The 16,727-nt window shown below is 71.1% G+C and carries 15 protein-coding genes and 3 tRNA genes; 8 read left to right on the top strand and 10 right to left on the bottom strand.

What is annotated here, in order from left to right:
- Positions 1–53: 53 nt before the first annotated feature.
- The 3 genes from FLX08_RS37350 (at position 54) to FLX08_RS37340 (ending at position 3,858) form a co-directional block, all read left to right on the top strand.
- Positions 54–782: a hypothetical protein gene (locus FLX08_RS37350; protein ID WP_142624985.1), complete on the top strand. Its 729-nt coding sequence runs from the start codon at positions 54–56 to the stop codon at positions 780–782.
- 202 nt (positions 783–984) lie between these two features.
- The gene (locus FLX08_RS37345; protein WP_142624984.1) at positions 985–1,380 is read left to right on the top strand and encodes a hypothetical protein; all 396 of its coding nucleotides are present in this window, start codon (positions 985–987) and stop codon (positions 1,378–1,380) included.
- 15 nt (positions 1,381–1,395) lie between these two features.
- The gene (locus FLX08_RS37340) at positions 1,396–3,858 is read left to right on the top strand and encodes an ATP-binding protein (protein ID WP_142624983.1); all 2,463 of its coding nucleotides are present in this window, start codon (positions 1,396–1,398) and stop codon (positions 3,856–3,858) included.
- 139 nt (positions 3,859–3,997) lie between these two features.
- Here the strand turns inward: FLX08_RS37340 and FLX08_RS37330 are convergent, their stop codons facing one another.
- Together FLX08_RS37330 and FLX08_RS37325 are read right to left on the bottom strand one after the other, a co-directional pair.
- Positions 3,998–4,654, bottom strand: a complete 657-nt coding sequence (locus FLX08_RS37330) for a response regulator (protein ID WP_142624982.1) — start codon at positions 4,652–4,654, stop codon at positions 3,998–4,000.
- On the bottom strand, positions 4,642–5,859 hold the full coding sequence (locus FLX08_RS37325) for a sensor histidine kinase (protein WP_142624981.1): 1,218 nt from the start codon (positions 5,857–5,859) through the stop codon (positions 4,642–4,644). Before FLX08_RS37325 ends, FLX08_RS37330 begins: the two co-directional genes overlap by 13 nt.
- 206 nt (positions 5,860–6,065) lie before the next feature.
- Here FLX08_RS37325 and FLX08_RS41025 point away from each other — a divergent pair, with 206 nt between their 5' ends.
- Positions 6,066–7,337, top strand: coding sequence for an alpha/beta hydrolase family protein (locus FLX08_RS41025; protein ID WP_208761912.1), 1,272 nt, complete (start codon positions 6,066–6,068; stop codon positions 7,335–7,337).
- Positions 7,338–7,489: 152 nt separating this feature from the next.
- Here FLX08_RS41025 and FLX08_RS37315 read toward each other — a convergent pair whose 3' ends face one another.
- On the bottom strand, positions 7,490–8,374 hold the full coding sequence (locus FLX08_RS37315; protein WP_244313168.1) for an aminoglycoside phosphotransferase family protein: 885 nt from the start codon (positions 8,372–8,374) through the stop codon (positions 7,490–7,492).
- 339 nt (positions 8,375–8,713) lie between these two features.
- Positions 8,714–9,376: a TetR/AcrR family transcriptional regulator gene (locus tag FLX08_RS37310; RefSeq protein WP_167530725.1), complete on the bottom strand. Its 663-nt coding sequence runs from the start codon at positions 9,374–9,376 to the stop codon at positions 8,714–8,716.
- A 127-nt stretch (positions 9,377–9,503) separates the two neighbouring features.
- Here FLX08_RS37310 and FLX08_RS37305 point away from each other — a divergent pair, with 127 nt between their 5' ends.
- The 3 genes from FLX08_RS37305 to FLX08_RS37295 are packed head-to-tail and all read left to right on the top strand — an operon-like array spanning position 9,504 to position 12,397.
- Positions 9,504–10,940, top strand: coding sequence for an aldehyde dehydrogenase (locus FLX08_RS37305; protein WP_142624978.1), 1,437 nt, complete (start codon positions 9,504–9,506; stop codon positions 10,938–10,940).
- Positions 10,941–10,957: 17 nt separating this feature from the next.
- Entirely contained in the window at positions 10,958–11,980 is a 1,023-nt protein-coding gene (locus FLX08_RS37300) for an aldo/keto reductase (protein ID WP_142624977.1), read from the top strand.
- 15 nt (positions 11,981–11,995) lie between these two features.
- Entirely contained in the window at positions 11,996–12,397 is a 402-nt protein-coding gene (locus FLX08_RS37295; RefSeq protein ID WP_142624976.1) for a carboxymuconolactone decarboxylase family protein, read from the top strand.
- Positions 12,398–12,471: 74 nt separating this feature from the next.
- On the opposite strand, the gene FLX08_RS37290 is transcribed toward FLX08_RS37295, so the two are convergent.
- The 6 genes from FLX08_RS37290 to FLX08_RS37265 all read right to left on the bottom strand — a co-directional run bounded on the left by FLX08_RS37290 (position 12,472) and on the right by FLX08_RS37265 (position 15,720).
- Positions 12,472–12,735 carry a TetR-like C-terminal domain-containing protein gene (locus tag FLX08_RS37290; protein WP_142624975.1) on the bottom strand — a complete coding sequence of 88 codons (264 nt, stop codon included), beginning with the start codon at positions 12,733–12,735 and terminating at the stop codon, positions 12,472–12,474.
- Positions 12,736–13,037: 302 nt separating this feature from the next.
- Positions 13,038–13,114 (bottom strand) — tRNA-Phe (locus FLX08_RS37285).
- A gap of 21 nt (positions 13,115–13,135) precedes the next feature.
- Positions 13,136–13,210: transfer RNA gene (locus FLX08_RS37280), tRNA-Asp, on the bottom strand.
- 109 nt (positions 13,211–13,319) lie between these two features.
- A tRNA-Glu gene (locus FLX08_RS37275) sits at positions 13,320–13,392 on the bottom strand.
- A complete protein-coding gene (locus tag FLX08_RS37270; protein WP_142624974.1) occupies positions 13,393–15,027 on the bottom strand; it encodes a metallophosphoesterase family protein in 1,635 nt (544 codons plus the stop codon).
- 57 nt (positions 15,028–15,084) lie between these two features.
- Positions 15,085–15,720, bottom strand: a complete 636-nt coding sequence (locus FLX08_RS37265) for a TetR/AcrR family transcriptional regulator C-terminal domain-containing protein (RefSeq protein WP_167530724.1) — start codon at positions 15,718–15,720, stop codon at positions 15,085–15,087.
- A 68-nt stretch (positions 15,721–15,788) separates the two neighbouring features.
- Here FLX08_RS37265 and FLX08_RS37260 point away from each other — a divergent pair.
- A partial coding sequence (locus tag FLX08_RS37260) for an ATP-binding cassette domain-containing protein (RefSeq protein WP_142624972.1) occupies positions 15,789–16,727 on the top strand: 939 nt, incomplete at its 3' end.

The following is a 16,727-nucleotide window of genomic DNA, read 5'->3' as shown; positions in this document are numbered from 1 at the left end:
CGGTGGACGACAGCGCGCGTCGCGCTGACACCGATCGAAGGAGGCATACGGCCGTGACTTCACCCGAACTTCCCGGCACCGTGATCCCCCCGGCCGCCGCAGTCGCCGAGCCGGTCCTGGCCCGCTCGGCCCCGCGGCGCGTCGCTCTCCTCGGGCTCTTCGTCCTGCTGCTGGTTTCGCTGGCCGGACGGACCGGGTTCACGTTCTGGGAGCCGCCGTTCGACGGCACGATCCGGTACGACGACGTACGTGCGTCAGGCGGCGCGTACTGGCCGATGAACCTGTACCTCGGAGGCCCCGGGTATGCGGTCTCCTGGGTCGCCGCCGCGGTCTTCTTCGTGCTGCTCGCGCGGGGCAGAGCCGGCGTGCTCAACCTGGTCGGCGCCCTGCTGACCGGGATCGGCGGGATCCTTTTCGCCCTCACGATCACCGCCCAGGTGCTGCCGTTCGCGTACGCGGCCGACCCCGAGGTGTTGCCCGAGGCCGAGGGCCGGCAGCTCTTCGACGTCCTGAACGCACATCTCGGCCAACTCCTGCCGGCGATCATCGGCACCCAGATCGCCATCGCGCTCGGGGCGCTGTTCGCGCTCATCGGGACGCTGATCTCGAAGACGATGCCGCGCCGGCTGTCGATCGCGGGCATCGCATACGTCGTCGTGTTCGTCGGGCTGCCGACCGAGTCACTCGGCGCTGTGGCCGTCGCCGTCGGGTATCTGCTCCAGGTCGCCCTCGTCGCCACGATCGGCTGGTTCGGGCTTCGCGCCGGACTACACGGACATTGAAGGGTGAGGACCACGGTCCTGCGGCCGGCTCAGCCCGTGATTCCCCTGCATTCCCTGTGGTGACGGTCTCGTTCTGATTCATTTCTTGGCTTTGTTCTTCCAGCGGGACCGCACCACATGAGTAGTTCAGGGATAGCCCTCTATCGGGGGCCATCCGTGGATCCGTACGTTCCATGTAGTAGTCACACGAGGAGGGTCTGCCATGGACATTGCGGCGATGGCATTGGCCGCCACCGCGGGTCAGGCGCTCGTTCAGGCGATGGTCACCGATGGGTGGGCGGGCGTACGGGGGAAGGTGGCCCGGCTACTCGGCCGTGGCGACCAGGACCAGGAGCAGCGTGAGTCAGCCGAACTCGACGAGGCGGCGGGGGCGGTCCGCGCAGAGGCGATTCCGGTGTCGGTCGTGGCCGGACACCTTCAGGGTCGGATTCAGGCGCTACTGGAGAATCACCCGGAAAGCATGGCCGAAATCGAGGCGCTCGTGGCCGGGCTCAAGGAAAAGGGCTCGACGAACATCAACGTCGGCGGCAGCGTTTCGGGCCAGATCATCGCGGGGTCGAACAACAACGCGGTATTTCGGGTGACGCATCAGCCTTGATGGAGAGGGCTCGCAATGGGACACCAGGTGGACATCGGGGGCGACGTCTACGGTGTGGTGATTGTCGGTGACGGAAACGTCGTCACCTATTACGCCGACCGCGCCTCCCGGATCGAGCCCGGTGGGTCTGTGCCGGACGTAACGCGGCGTCCTGCCCCTTCCGATCCGCTGATCGCGGGTGTGCTGTGGGGGCGCGACGGCGAGCTGGCGCAGATCGACAGGTGGTTGCGAACGCCGGGCGCGTTGGTGCAGGTGCACGGGGTGCCCGGGATCGGCAAGTCGGCACTGTTGCGCCGGATCGCCGCCGACAGGCGCGAGGCCGGTGACGAGGTGCTGTTCCTGTCCGGTGCAGGCCGCCCGGCCGAGGATCTCGTGCAGGAGCTGTTCGAAATCTGCTACGACAGTCCCGACCATCGGCCCTCGCCCGCGCGGCTGCGGCGGCTGATGGGCAGGGTCCGGGCGCTGATCGTGGTCGACGACTTCGAGGGCCCTCCCGGCGACCTGGCCACCCTGCTCGACGCGACACCGGCGAGCAGCCTGCTGATCGGGTCGTCCGCACGAGGCATGGCCGAGAACGCCTACTCCCTCGAACTGCGCGGTCTGCCGGAAGCTGCCGCGATGGCCCTGGTCATTCACCAGGCCGGGATCTCGCTGACGCCCGCGCAGGCGGTGGCCGCCCGCGATCTGTGCCGCCGCTCGGGCGGGCACCCTCGGCTGCTGCTCCAGGCGGCTGCCGTGCTCGCGCTGACCGGTGGGATCGGTGCCGATCCCCGTTCGGTCCTGGCGGCTTCGCTTGACCTGGACGCGCTGGCCGTCTACCAGGCGCTCGGCGCGCTGCCCGGCCGGCCGGTGCCGCCGGGGCCACTCGCGGCCCTGGCCGGGATCGGGTCCGCGAGTGGCGCCATCGCCAGACTCACGCAGCTCCGGCTGGTGGACCCCTCAGGCGGCGCCTTCGTTCGGGCCGATGACAGCGCGCATGAGCGCATCGATGCCGCCCTGTACGCCTCCAACCTGGCCGCCTGGGCCGCGACCGCCGTGCGCGGGCAGATCGTCGAGAGCGCCCCGGTGGTGATAGGTGTTCTCGAGCTGGCGATGGCACGGGAAGCGTACGACCCGGCGCGGATTTTGGCCCGCACAGTGGCGGCGGCGCTCGGCCGGTCGCTGCGGTGGGGCTCGTGGGGCCGGGTGCTGGACCTCGGCGCGCAGGCCGCCGCGCGGGTCGGTGCGGCTGATGACCTGGCCTATTTCCAGAGTGAGGAGAACACCAGGAAACGTGCCCTCGGTCTGGCGGCCGGGCTCACCGTCGGCGGCGCAGGGGCGGGTGTCGCCATCAGTACGCTCGGCGGCAAGACGGGAGCCGGTGTCGTCAGCGTCCAATCGATCGCCGTCGCAGTGGTCACCGCCGCGACGGTGGCGGCCCTCGGGGTGATCGGGGTGAGCGTCGCGGCAACGCATCCGAGTCCCACCCCTACGGCCGATGCCACGCCGGCCCTTTCCGACACCGGTCGGTCGGTCACGATGCGCCCGTCCTCACCTTCGCCCCCGCCTTCGCATTCACCCCCGCCTTCGCCTTCACCCCCGCCTTCGCCTTGGCGCTCACCGGAAACGGTCACGCCCAGCCCGCTAAGGCCGCTCCCCGGCGCCGGGCTGACGCTCTCCGCGAGCTCCGTTCCCCCGGGGCAGGCGGTGACCGTGCGGGCCACCGGCTTCTCGCCGGGCGAGCCCGTGGCGTTCGTCTGGTCGGGTCCCTCTGTATCCAGGCAGCCACCGACGGCCACCGCCGACGCCCATGGCGCGGCCACGCTCGACGTCACGCCAGGAATCGTCCCCGGGCCGTACACCATCACCGCGACGGGTAGCGCCTCCGGACGGTCGGCGCGTGGGACCGTATCGGTCATCACGCTTACGCTGTCGCCGCCCAACGTCGCCGCCGGTCAGAAGGTCACGGTTTCTGCGCACGGGTTCGACGATGGTGAGCCGGTCAGGTTCACCCTCGGCGGTGCCTCACTCGACACCGTCGCCGCGCAGGCGGACGGCGCCTCCCTTGAGGCGACCGCGCCCGGCACACCCGGGGATGTCGAGATCGTCGCAACGGGCCGTAGCCTGGACCGTCGCGCGACCGCCCGCCTCCAGGTGACCGGCAGGGACCTGAGCGGGAGATGGAGCATGAGCGGGGGCGGGAGCATCGAGCTACGCCCCATCAGCGGTGGATGGGAGGGCTACTGGGTCACCGAGGTACGAGAGCCGAATTCGGGCTGCCCGTTCCCCGCCGGACAACTCACCCTCCACATCCGCGGAACCGAGCCCAACTACGCGGGCACGGAGGTTCTCTGGGTCCACGGTCAGAACGGCCAGGACTGCGTCTTCAAGTGGGCCGCCGCGACGGCCGTGACGGTCAGCGCGAACGGCAACCGGATCGAGGCGAAGTCCACCAGTCCGTTCGACAACGCCTCTTCCCAAAACGTCTTGAGCCGGTGAGCGCGGGTGTCAGGGAACACCGGCTCTATGCGCTCTATGTCCTGGCGCTCTGCCCCGGCCTACGCCGCGGGAAACTGCACGGGCTCCGCTGGGAGGGGCGTCAACCTCGGCAGCGTGCGGCCCTTGGCACGCGATGTCGTCAGGGTTGTCGTCGAGCCGACGGCGCGTCGAGATACGTCAGCACGGCCATGACCCGGCGGTGGTGGCTGGCGGAGGCGGGCAGGCCGAGCTTGGCGAACAGGCTGTTGATGAGATTGCTCACCGATTTCTCGGTGATGACCAACCGCTCGGCGACCGCGGCATTGGAGTGGCCCTCGGCCATCAGGCGCAGCACGTCCTGCTCCCGTGGCGTCAGGGTGGTCAGCGCGTCCTGCCGGTGCACGAGGCGCGTCACCACCTCCGGGTCGATCAACGTTGCCCCCGCCGCCACCTGGCGCAGCGCGTCGACGAATTGGCGAACCTCGCCGATCCGATCCTTGAGCAGATAGCCCACCGCGCCGCCACGGTCGGCGAGCAGTTCGCGGGCGTAGAGCCGCTCGACATACTGCGAGAGGACCAGGACGGGCAGGCGGGGTACCGCCCGGCGGGCGGCGATGGCTGCCCGCAGCCCCTCGTCGGTGAAGGTGGGAGGCAGACGTACGTCGACGACCGCGATGTCGGGGCGGACCGCGATCAGTTCCGCCGCCAGGCCGGCGCCGTCGGACACCGTGGCCGTGACCTCGAAGCCGTACGCGGTGAGCATGCGGGTGAGCCCGTCGCGCAGGAGTGCCTGGTCCTCGGCGATCAGGACGCGCACGGCAGGTCCATGTGCAGCATGGTCGGTCCGCCCGCCGGGCTGGTGATTCGCAGCTCGCCGTCGAAGGCGGACAGCCGCCGCCGGATGCCCCGCAGGCCGGTCCCCTTCGACGGATCGGCGCCTCCCCGGCCGTCGTCACCGACCTCGATGCGCAGCATCGGGCCGGCGTCGACGAGGGACACGCGCACCCGGCCGGCGCCGCTGTGCCGGATCGCGTTGGTCAGTGCCTCCACGGTGGCGAAGTACGCGGCGGCCTCGACGGGTGCGGGCAGCCTGCGGTCGAGACGGAGATCCAGCTCGACCGGGATCGCGGTGTCCAGCACCACCGCCTCGACCGCCGCGGCGAGACCGCGGTCGGCCAGCACCGGCGGGTGGATGCCTCGCACGAGGTCACGCAGCTCGGTCAGGGCCGCGCCGGCGCCCTGCCGGGCCTCGGCGAGCAACGCCTTGGCGTTCGCCGGGTCGGTGTCGAAAAGGTCCTCGGCCACCCCGATGTTCATGGCCAACGCGACCAGCCGGGCCTGGGCGCCGTCGTGCAGGTCCCGCTCGATGCGGCGCAGTTCGGTGGCGGACGCGTCGACGGTCGCCGCCCGGGCCGCGGTCAGCCGGTCCACTCGGGCGGTCAGGCGGGCCGCCGAGGTGGGCCCGAGGAGGGCCCTCGCCAGCGCGGTCTGCGCGCGTACCAGGTGACGCGGGAGGCGGTACGCGGCGGCGGAGAGGGCGAGACCGGCCGGCACCAGCAGCCACGTGGCCGGGCCGGAGCGGCCGGTCCACTCCAGCACAGCCGGATCGAAACCGGTGGGCTCCGGAAGGAGGACGCGCAGCGCGGGCGCGGCGACGCATTCCAGCGCGCCGAGCCACAGCCCGGCGCCGGCCACCAGACCGGTCAGGCCGGCGACGAACTGGCACGGCAACCAGGCGACGTCGCGCCAGGTCGCCGGATCGCGGACCACGGCACGCAGCCTGGCCGCGACGCCGGTGGGCAGCGGGCGATACGCGGACGGCACCGCCGTACGGCTGCGTTGGGCGTCGGCCAGCCGACGGGTCGTCCAGACGACGCACGCGAAGACGCCGAGGCCGAGTCCGGCCAACAGGCTCGTCGGTACCGAGACGACCAGCGCGGCCAGCAGGATCGGCGCGGGCAGGCCGAGCAGCGCACCCACCGCCAGCCCGCGGAGTTCGTATAGACGGTCGCGGATCTCCACGGGATCGACGGTAAAGGGTGAACCACCCGTCCGACAGTGTGCCTGCACCCCAGGCGATCCGGGTGCGGCCGCCCTGTCCGGCCCCTGTCCGGGCCCGGCACGCTCGCAGCATGCGACGAGTGTTGACGGTACTGATGCTGGTGCTGGTAGCGGCTGCGCTGCCCGTACCCGCACAAGCAGCCTCTGCGGCCGTACGAACTGCCGAGGTGAGTTTCACCGGTGCCGGGGGCGTGGTCCTGCACGGCACCGTGCTGGCTCCGGACGACACCGTGCTGGCACCGGAGGGCGCGGTGACGACCCGGCGGCCGGGGGTCGTGCTGCTCGAAGGCGCGGGCAACCGCGGACGCGGCTACCTGATGCCGGAGGCGCGAGCGTATGCACGCCACGGGATCGTGGCCCTGGTCTACGACAAGCGCACGGTGGGCTACAGCCTGACGCAGCGGGACTATTCGGTGCTCGCCGACGACGCACTGGCCGCCGTACGGCTGCTGCGCGAACGGGCGGACGTGGACCCGGCGCGAGTCGGGCTCTGGGCGTTGTCCGAGGGCGCCTTCGTCTCGCCGATCGCGGCCCGGTCGAGCGACGTCGCGTTCCTCATCACCGTGGGAGCCGTCGCGACCACGCCGGCGGTGCAGACCGCGTGGGCGTACGGCACGTACCTGCGCCACGCCGGGGTGACCGGCGGGCTGATCGGCACGATGCAGCACACGGCGACCGCGGCCACGATCGGTGCGCGCCTCTTCCCCGAGGCCGGCTTCGACCCGATTCCGCACTGGCGGGCCGTGCGGCAGCCGGTGCTCGCCCAGTGGGGGCAGCTCGACCGGGACAGCATCCCCGGGCAGAGCAGCCGGATGATCCGGACCGCGCTGGAGCGTGGGGGCAATGCGCACCACGTGATCCGGATCGTTCCTTCGGTCAATCACAACCTGCATGTCACCCAGGCCGACGGCTACGACCGGCTGCCCACACTGCCCGCCGGCTACGGCGATGCCGAGGCCGCGTGGATCGCCGATCCCACGCACCCGCCCGCCTCGTCCGGCGTGGACCTCGATGCCGAGCCGGATGTGCCGGTGATCGCCACGCCGGCCTGGTACGACGCGGCCTGGGCGCAGCTCGCGACGCTGCTGGTCCTGTTCGGCGCCTTCCTGGCCTATCCGCTCTCCAGGCGCAGAGGCCGTCAAGGGCTGCCGGTGGCGCGGTGGCTGGCGGGGCTGGGGCCGCTGACGCTCGCCGGAACCCTGGTCTACCTGTTGTTCCTGCTGATCACCGCGGCGAAAGTGCCCGGTCCTGTGCTGTGGGGACGCCCGGCGGCCTGGCTCGTCCTGCAACTGCTCACGATCGCCACGGTGGGGACGACCGGAACGCTTGGATGGGTGCTGTGGCGCCGGCGTGACCTGCCGAGGACGCGGTTCGCGGTGCTTCTCGCCGGCGGCGTGCTGTTCGTGCCGTGGGCGGTGCACTGGGGCCTGCTCGGGTAGGCCCGGGAGTTCGGGTCCCTCGCTGTCGATCTCTGGGTAGTCGCTCTCCTCCGGCACGCTGCCAGGGCCATGTACGGTGAGTAGCGAAGTGGGCGATCGTCGCGGCTTCAGCCCATCTCGATCGGCTGATCCTCCTGGGTTTCGCCCACGCCCTACTGCTCCAGCACTGCGTTCAAGGTGCGGCGGCCGATCCCGGCCATCAGCGGGTTGTCGGCGGAGTGGGTCAGGAAGACAAGAGCCAGGGCCAGCGCCCACCCCCGCGCCCGAGCCCATGTGCCGGCGTCCGCGCGACCGTACGCCCTCCGGAAGTCCTCTCGCCGAGATGCGGGCAGGACCATCCAGGCCACGGCCAGATCGGTGGCGGGGTCCCCGGCGGTGATGTCGCCGAAGTCGATCACAGCGCCGACCCGCCCGCGGTCGACCAGTATGTTCGCGGGATGCAGGTCACCGTGCAGCCACACCGGCGGGCCGTCCCACTCGCGCGCGGCGACAGCGCACTCCCATACCCGCAGCGCAGCGGCCCGTTTGGCCGGGTCGTCCAGGTGCGGCAGTTGGGCCATCACTCCGGCCGTCCGGCCGGAGAGCGGGATCCCACGCGAAGGATTGACGGGGGCGTCCGTCGGCGCCGGCGAGTGCAGGGCGGCGAGGAAACCACCGAGGGCCAAAGCCGCCTCGCCCGGATCAGCGGGCGGCGTGCGGGCCGCGACATCCCCGGGCAGGTACGGCACCACGCTCCAGTCCCAGGGATACCCGCGGCTCGGCCGCCCGATGCGCACCGGCGCCGGAACGGGCAGTGGCAGACGACCAGCCAGGCTCGGCAGCCAGCGCTGTTCGTTCACCACAAGTTGGGCGGCCAGGGCGCGCCGGGGAAGGCGCACCAGGTAGGCGTCGCCGAGCCGGCAGACCAGGTTGTCCCAGCCGTTGGCCAGCACTTTGATACCGAGTCCGGCGAGGTCGGAGTGCTGGTCAGTCAGCAGCTGGCGCACCAAGCTCGGGGACACCGGCACCTCGGCCGCCGGCATGCTGTTGGGGCTCATCGCGCAATCCTAGGCTCGTCACCCCGGAGACGCTGGTGCCGCCAGTCGTTCCAGTTTGGTCGGCCTTCTGCAAGCCGGAGCGCCGTGGGTAGCCGACCTGCTTACGTCATAGCTCCTGCGCCGATTGTGCGGCGGGGCGGCCGGGCGGGACCGGCCCGGAGAGGCCGCACGCCCGCCCAGCGGGCCGGCGCACGCCGAGTACGCGGTCGTCACGGCCTGAGCCACTACGCAACGTTCCGATCCGTAGGCCGCACGGTGCCGCGTCAATCCGAGTAGTACTCCGCGTACCGCCGAACCCTCACCGAGTACGTCCGGCCGGTCCGCTGAACCGGGGGCGGCTCACGCTCGGGCGAGCAGACCGGCGAGGGTGGTCTGCAGGATCTCGCCGTACATGGTGGCGAAGTCCACCCGGGAGCCCGCGAGCCGGGGGTCGGACGTGGCCTCGACGATGGTCGGGGTCGGGTTGCTGAACGACCACAGGCCCACCAGCGCGACGACGGCGTACTCCGTCAGCGTGAGAGCGTCACCCGCGCCGAGGGCCGGCACCCGCTCCCTGACCAGCCCCGCCAGCCGGGTGCGGTGCTCCAGGTCGATGAGCTTGTAGGCGCGCACGGTGCCGGCGGAGACGTTCCGCTCCAGGACGGTCGGCAGCATGCTCCACAGCTGGCACAGGACCGGCCGGGCGGCGAGCGAATCGGCCCAGGCCCGCATCACCTGGTCGGGCTCGCACGGCGCGGCCGGCCACTCGTCCGCCAGCGCGTCGAGCCAGGCCAGCCGGAGCCTGGCGAGCAGCCCGAGGAAGACGCCCTCCCGGCTCTCGAAATAGCGCACCACGTGCGTCTTGGACACCCCGAGCCGGCGCCCCAGCTCCCGGAGGCTGATCTCGTCGGCGGGCATCTCGGCCAGCAGCGCCTCCGCGGCGTCCAGGATCTCCTGTTTGCGGAGCTCCCGGTGCTCGGGTCGCCTGGCCCGCTGGAAGGACGGCGCCTCCACCTCGTCCATCGAACCTCCTCGCGCACCGCGGATCATGGCAGCTCCCACATTAGCGGTCCATCGGACAGTTGATACGTGTCCAATGGACCGCTATAGTCATAAAGGTCCGATGGACACCTACGTGAGGAGTATTTCCGTGATCACTTACCCGAACCTGTACGTCGGCGGCCAGTGGGTCGCCCCGGCCACCGCGGACGTCCTGGAGGTGCGTTCCCCGCACGACCGCTCGCTGGTCGGGACCGCACCGCACGCCGCCCCCGCCGACGTCGACCGGGCGGTCGCCGCCGCCCGCCGGGCGTTCGACGAGGGCCCCTGGCCCCGGATGAGCCCACAGGAACGGAGCGCCGTCGTGGAGCGGTTCTCCACGCTCTACGCGGTCCGCGCCGAGGAGTTCGCGTCCCTGGTCACCGCCGAGAACGGCTCACCGCTGTGGTTCACCCGCTGGACGCACCTGCAGTCCCTCCCGGAGATGACGGAGGCGTACGTGCGCGCCGCCGCCGCTCTCGGCTGGGAGGAGGAGGTGGGCGCCGTCGGCGACGCCACGACGCGGCTGCGCCGGGAACCCGTCGGCGTGGTGGCGGCGGTGATCCCGTGGAACGCTCCACACCAGTCGGCCCTGGTCAAGCTGGTTCCCGCGCTGCTCGCCGGCTGCACGGTCGTCCTGAAGGCCTCCCCGGAGACGGCGCTGGACGCCCTGGCGCTCGCCGAGGTCTTCGACGCGGCCGGGCTGCCCGAGGGAGTGGTGAGCATCCTGCCAGCGGGCCGCGAGACCAGCGAGTACCTGGTCGCCCACCCCGGCGTCGACAAGATCGCCTTCACCGGCTCCACCGCGGCCGGCCGGCGCATCGCCTCCGTCGCCGGGGAGCAGCTCAAGCGGGTCAGCCTGGAGCTGGGCGGCAAGTCCGCGTCGATCATCCTTGAGGACGCCGACCTGACGGCGGTCGTGGCAGGCCTTAGGGCCCTGTCGCTGGGCAACAACGCCGAGAACTGCGTGGCCCACACCCGCATCCTCGCCCCGCGCAGCCGCTACGAGGAGGTCGTCGCGGCGCTGGCCGCCATGATGGAGGACGTCCGGGTCGGCGACCCCTCCGACCCCGAGACCTTCATCGGGCCGATGGTCCGCGCCGACCAGCAGCAGCGGGTGCGCTCCTACATCGAACTCGGCGTCGCCGAAGGCGCCCGGATGGTGACCGGCGGACTCGAGACCCCTGCCGGGCTGGAGGGCGGGTACTACGTCCGTCCGACGCTGTTCGCCGATGTCGACAGCGACATGCGGATCGCCCGCGAGGAGATCTTCGGCCCCGTCCTGGTCGTCATCCCGTTCGACGACGAGGACGACGCCGTCCGCATCGCCAACGACTCCGAGTACGGCCTCGGCGGTGGCGTGTGGGCCGCCGACCGGGAGCACGGCATCGAGGTCGCCCGCAGGATCCGTACCGGGTGGATGACCGTCAACGGCGCCGCCCCGACCTACGACGGCGCCTTCGGCGGCTACAAGAGCAGCGGCATCGGCCGGGAGTTCGGCGTCGCCGGCCTCGCCCAGTACGTCGAGTACAAGACCATCGCCGCCTGAAGACCAGGAGGACCATCATGCGCGAAGCCCGTGTCACCCTCGGGCACACCGACATCTCCGTCCGGCCGATCGGCCTGGGCTGCATGGGGATGTCCCAGTTCTACGGCGACGCCGACGAGGCGGAGTCCGTCGCCACGATCCACGCCGCCGTCGAGGCCGGCATCGACTTCTTCGACACCTCCGACATCTACGGCGCCGCCGGCGCGGCCACCGGCCAGTCCCAGAAGGGCTTCGGCCACAACGAGGAACTGCTCGGCCGCGCCGTGCGCGGCCTGCGCGACCGGGTGGTCCTCGCGACCAAGTTCGGGGCGCGGCCCTCGGAGGAGGGCGGGGTGGTCTACGACGGCCGCCCGGAGTACGTGGCCGCCGCCTGCGAGGCCAGCCTGCGCCGCCTCGGCGTCGACCACATCGACCTCTACTACGTCCACCGCCACGACACCACCGTGCCGATCGAGGACACCGTCGGCGCGATGGCCGAGCTGGTGACCGCGGGCAAGGTGCGCGCGATCGGTCTCAGCGCGGTCGGTCCGGACATCCTGCACCGGGCATCCGCCGTGGCGCCGATCTCGGCCCTCCAGAGCGAGTACTCGCTCTGGGCCCGCGAGGTGGAGCAGGAGGTGCTGCCCGCCTGCCGCGACCTGGGCATCACCTTCGTCCCGTACAGCCCCCTGGGGCGAGCCGCGCTCGCCGGCCGTTTCACCAGCCAGACCTCGTTCGACGGTGACGACTTCCGCTCGACCCTGCCCAAGTTCCAGGAGGAGAACTTCGCCGGCAACCTCCGCCTCGTCGAGGGGCTGAAGGCGTTCGCCGCCGAGCGCGGGCACGCCCCGGGCCAGGTGGCCCTGGCCTGGCTGCTCGCCCAGCCGTACGACATCGCGCCCATCCCCGGCACCAAGCGGCCGGAGTACGCGCGCCAGAACGCCGCCGCGACGGCCGTTCCGCTGAGCGCGGACGACGTCGCCCACCTGTCGGGCCTGTTCGACCCCGCGCGGGTGCGCGGCGGCCAGTACGGCGCGCTCAACGCGCTCCCCCAGCACTGATCCGGAAGGAACCACATGATCGACACCCAGCGGGAACCCGGCTACGAGGCCGCGCTCGACACCGCCGCGCACCTGCTCGGCAGGAGGCTGGAGCCGTTCCTGGAACCCGGCCCGGGCGAGCCGGCCAACGCCGCCGACTTCATGCGCCTGGCCACCCGGCACACCTTCGGCGACGCGTGGCCGCGCACCGACGTCCTCGACACCCGCACCCGCGCCCTCGTCTCCGTGACGATCGCCGCGACCCTGGGCACGCTCGAACCGCTGCGCGGGCAGCTGCGGATCGCGCTCAACAACGGCGTCACCCCGGAGGAGATCGTGGAGGCGTTCGTGCACATCGAGGCGTACGCCGGCGCGGCCCGGGCCTTCGACGGTTACCGCGTCGCCCGGGAGGTCTTCCAGGAGGTTCACCAAGCGTAAGCCCGTCGACGGGGGCGGCGAGCGCGACGTGCTGACGGTGCCCGCGCTGCCGTCCGACCGGCACCGGATCTCCATCACGTGTTCGGGAACAGCAGCAGCCGGTGGTAGAAGGGGCCCCAGAGCTGGTCGACGGTCACGTCGAGATCGAGGTCGGGGCGCAGCTGACCGCGTTCCTGGGCCTGCCTCAGCACCTCGACGGCGCCCTCGTCGAGCAGCAGCGCCCCCGTCGCCGCGAGGATCCGCGCGCGCACCTCGGCGGCCGGCCGCCGCCCGCGCTCCAGGAGGTCTTGAAGTGCTTTTCCACGTTCCCTAATAAAGCCACTTCTCGCTGTGGCGATGCCTCGTAGGCTCCGGTTCCTCGACCCGTAGCAGGGTCAACCGAACGCGTTGCCGAGCCTTCCGTTCAGCGATGCTCGTGTCTCCGCCGATGCCCTTGTAGGACCCGCCCACGTCATGCCTGTAACGACGGCCGTCCTGCTCTTGTATGCGCAGCGGCATCGTGTTGTCAGTCCGGCTCACAGCATGGATTCTCCAGCCCTTGCAACCTGACCGCCATGACTACTGTCGTCAGCGTTGTCGTCAGAACAACAAAAACGCCCCGGAGCGATCTTCGCTACGGAGCGTTCGGGCTGTTCAAAGATGGTGGTCAGGGGCAGGGTCGAACTGCCGACCTTCCGCTTTTCAGGCGGACGCTCGTACCAACTGAGCTACCTGACCTCCGGCGGCTGCCGCCGTACGCGGTCCTGACGGGACTTGAACCCGCGACCTCCACCTTGACAGGGTGGCGAGCACTCCAAACTGCTCTACAGGACCTTTATGTCCGGGGGGCTTTCGCTTCCCCGTGTTGTTCGGCTCGCCTAGCTTACCAGCTTCCGGGAGGTCTTCGACCTTCCGTCATCCGGTGCGCCCGACGCGCTCCACGTGCCCCCAACGGGATTCGAACCCGTGCCGCCGCCTTGAAAGGGCGGTGTCCTAGGCCGCTAGACGATGGGGGCTCAAGGCTTCCGCCCTGTTCCGTGACGCCTTCCGTCGGAGACCTCTGAAGCATAGGGGACGTTTGCCCCTGATGCCAAAGCGGCCGGCGACGGCGAGCCGCTGCCGGTTGCCGTCGGCGACGGCGGTGCCTGCGGTGACTCGGGAAAAATTGTACGGCCAGGGTCCGGCTCGATATGACGCTCACACTGGATCCACTGCTCGCCGAGGCCGCCGACGGTGATGTCGTCCCAGGCCTCCAGGCGGTGGCTGCTCTTGTCGAAGTAGAGCACCGAGGCGGTCAACGGGGTCGGCTCGTCGTGTTCCAGGCCGCGCAGGCCGGCGCCTCCGGTGGACCCCTGGATCATCAGCCGGGTGCCCGAGGGCAGCAGCTCGGTGGACCGGGCGTGGACGTGTCCGCTCAGCACGAGCGGCACATACCCGGACAGGCCGCGGCCCACGGTCGGGTCATGGACGGCCGCGATGTCGGCGGCGATCTTGTCGGGGGCCGAGGTGGAGGGGGACCGGGGCCACTCGCGCGGCGCCAGCTTGGCCGCGTTGACCCGGCCGAGGTCGAGAAGGGTCGTGCTCTCGTCGCCCGCCGCCTGCACGGACTTGTCGGGGGTGAACCTCGGGTCGCCGATGCCGTAGATGGTCAGCCCCTTGACCGTGGCCGCGGTGCCGTCCAGCACGATGGCGTGCTTCTGCTTGGCGACCGCCCGCTGGGTCGTCAGGGAGTCGTGGTTGCCGCGCACGTAGACGTACGGCACGCCGAGCGAGCCGATCTCCTTCACGAACTCGTTCTCGGCCTTGGTCCCGTGGTCGCTGATGTCGCCGGTGTCGACGATGAAGTCGACCTTGAACTGGTCCTTCAGCGACTTGATCACGTTCCAGGCCAGCGGGTTGATGTGCAGGTCGGAGACGTGCAGCACGCGGATGGTGCCCGGATCGGGGTCGAAGATGGGCAGGGTCGACCCCGCCTCGTACAGCTGGGAGACGTTGGTCACCAGCTTGGCGAGCTGGCCGCGATATTCGGAGAACTTGGTCACGATCGCCTCGGCGCTGCCGACCAGGGACGGCACGCCCGTGAGCAGCCCGGTATATCGGGGCTCGGCGATCGAGCGGGGGTTGAAGGTCAGCGCGGAGACGCCGCCGAGGACGGCGACCATCGCCAGCGAGCCCGCCGCGGTCCAGGCCGCCCGCGACAGCCGCCGGAAGACGACCAGGCCGGTGATGAACCCGAAAACGACGGCGAACAGCGCCGCGCGCACGACGAGGCTGCGCAGCCCGGCGATGACGTCGGCCTCGATGGTCGTCGGCAGCCGGTCGGCCCACCGGGGATTCTTGAGAATCTCCTCCGCGACCTCCGGATGGACCGCCTCGATCGTCAGGTCGAGCCGCAGCGGGCCGTCGTGGCTGTTGAAGCTGAGCGTTCCGAGGGGCCGTACGTCGATGACGGTCTCCCCGCTCCAGGACGGCGCCAGGGACATCCCGATGTCGGCGGGCCCGACCGGGGTGTCCACCTTGGCGCCGAACGTCATCCCGAGCCATCCGCCGACCACCGCCGCCAGCAGGACCGCGAGCACACGGGCGGACACCCGGGCGGGCCGGCTGCCGGCCGTCCTACGGGCGTACGCCCTCAACCACGAGTTCTCCATCCCCTCCTGACTACCCGAAGATGCGACTGCTTTGGTTACCGAACTCGGGTGTTCTGGTTACCGGCCGTCCGGCCGGGCCTCCAGACGGGCCCGCATTCCGGACAGGATCAGCGCCATGCCGTGCTCGAAGGACGCGTCCGTCTGCGGGCCTTTGGTCTCGGCCATGACGGCGCACACGTTCGGATACTGCGCGAGGCTCTCGAGCGCCTCCTCGAACAAGGCCGGGTTCAGCACGCCCCGCTCCTGGTCGGCCTGCTCTTCCAGGACGAATCCGCCGAGGAAGCTCGTGAGCGTGCCGAGACCCCACATCGCGTCCTTACGGGTGAATCCCACGCGTTGCAGCGACTCCAGGATCGTCTCGACGGTCTTCAGCGTGGCCGTGCCCGGATGGGTGCCGGCGGTGAGGCGCGCGGTGTCGCGATGCGACTTGAACACCCGGCGCTGACCCCTGCACCACTCCGCCAGCCACTCCTCCCACGACTCCCCCTCGGCGAGCGGCCGCAACGGCTCCTGTACGGAGATCGCCTCGGCCATCGCGTCCAGGAGTTCCTGCTTGTTCCTGAAGTGCCAATAGAGGGCGGGGGCCTGCACGCCCAGCTCGGTCGCGAGCCTGCGCAGGGTCAGCTTCTCCAGCCCCACCTCGTCCAGGAGCCGGATGGCGGTCCTGACGATCGTGTCGCGTTCGAGTGCCACGGTTGACAGCTTAACGGCGTTCAATGCATCCTTAACGTTGTTAAATTTAACTGCGTTAAGGAGATGCCGTGATCCATGCGGAAGGAGTACGCAAGCGGTTCGGCACCAGCGAGGCGCTGCGGGGCGTCGACCTCGACGTGCCGCGCGGCTCCGTGTGCGGCCTGCTCGGGCCCAACGGCGCCGGCAAGACGACGATGGTGCGCATCCTCACCACGCTCATGCGCCCCGACGGCGGCTCGGCCCGGGTGGCCGGCTGCGACGTGGCCGGGGACTCCGAACGGCTCCGCTACCGCATCGGCCTGGTGGGCCAGCACGCCGCGCTCGACGAGCTGCTGACCGGCCGCCGCAACCTGGAGCTGTTCGGCCGGCTCTACCACCTGCCCCGCCGTACGGCCCGCCGCAGGGCCGAGGAACTGCTGGAGCGGTTCGGCCTGGCCGAGGCGGCGAACCGTCCGGTGCGGACCTATTCGGGCGGCATGCGCCGCAGGCTCGACCTGGCCGCCGGCCTGATCGTCAGCCCGCCGGTGCTGTTCATGGACGAGCCGACCACCGGCCTCGACCCGCGCAGCCGCCTCGCGCTGTGGGACATGCTGCGCCGGCTCGTCGCCGAGGGGACGACCCTGCTGCTCACCACGCAGTACCTCGACGAGGCCGACCACCTGGCCGACCGGATCGCCGTCATGGACGCGGGGCGGGTGGTCGCCGCCGGGTCGCCGTCCGAGCTCAAGGCGAAGGTGGGCGGCGACCGGGTGAGCGTGGCCTTCCGCGAGGCCGCGGACCTGGCTCCCGGCGTCGAGGCCGTACGCGGCGTGCTGCCCGGCGAGCCCGAGATCGACGCCCTCGGGCGGCGGCTCTCCGTGCCCGTCTCGGACGGTGCCGCCTCCCTGGTCAGGGTCGCCGCGGCCCTCGACGCCGCCGGTGTCGGCGTGGAGGACCTGGGGCTGCGCCGGCCGACGCTGGACGAGGTGTTCCTGGCGCTCACGGACGCGCCGGCCAGGCAGAAGGAG

Source organism: Microbispora hainanensis (genome assembly GCF_006874475.1).
In the GTDB taxonomy this organism is placed as follows: domain Bacteria; phylum Actinomycetota; class Actinomycetes; order Streptosporangiales; family Streptosporangiaceae; genus Microbispora; species Microbispora hainanensis.
This window is presented reverse-complemented; position numbering and strand designations above follow the sequence as displayed.

Excerpts from the sequence above, each read along its gene's own strand:
- FLX08_RS37315 (WP_244313168.1), bottom strand. The coding sequence starts at position 8,374 with ATGAGCCCCAACAGCATGCCGGCGGCCGAGGTGCCGGTGTCCCCGAGC.
- FLX08_RS37300 (WP_142624977.1), top strand. The coding sequence starts at position 10,958 with ATGCGCGAAGCCCGTGTCACCCTCGGGCACACCGACATCTCCGTCCGG.
- FLX08_RS37340 (WP_142624983.1), top strand. The coding sequence starts at position 1,396 with ATGGGACACCAGGTGGACATCGGGGGCGACGTCTACGGTGTGGTGATT.
- FLX08_RS37270 (WP_142624974.1), bottom strand. The coding sequence starts at position 15,027 with ATGGAGAACTCGTGGTTGAGGGCGTACGCCCGTAGGACGGCCGGCAGC.
- FLX08_RS37310 (WP_167530725.1), bottom strand. The coding sequence starts at position 9,376 with ATGGACGAGGTGGAGGCGCCGTCCTTCCAGCGGGCCAGGCGACCCGAG.
- FLX08_RS37345 (WP_142624984.1), top strand. The coding sequence starts at position 985 with ATGGACATTGCGGCGATGGCATTGGCCGCCACCGCGGGTCAGGCGCTC.
- FLX08_RS37295 (WP_142624976.1), top strand. The coding sequence starts at position 11,996 with ATGATCGACACCCAGCGGGAACCCGGCTACGAGGCCGCGCTCGACACC.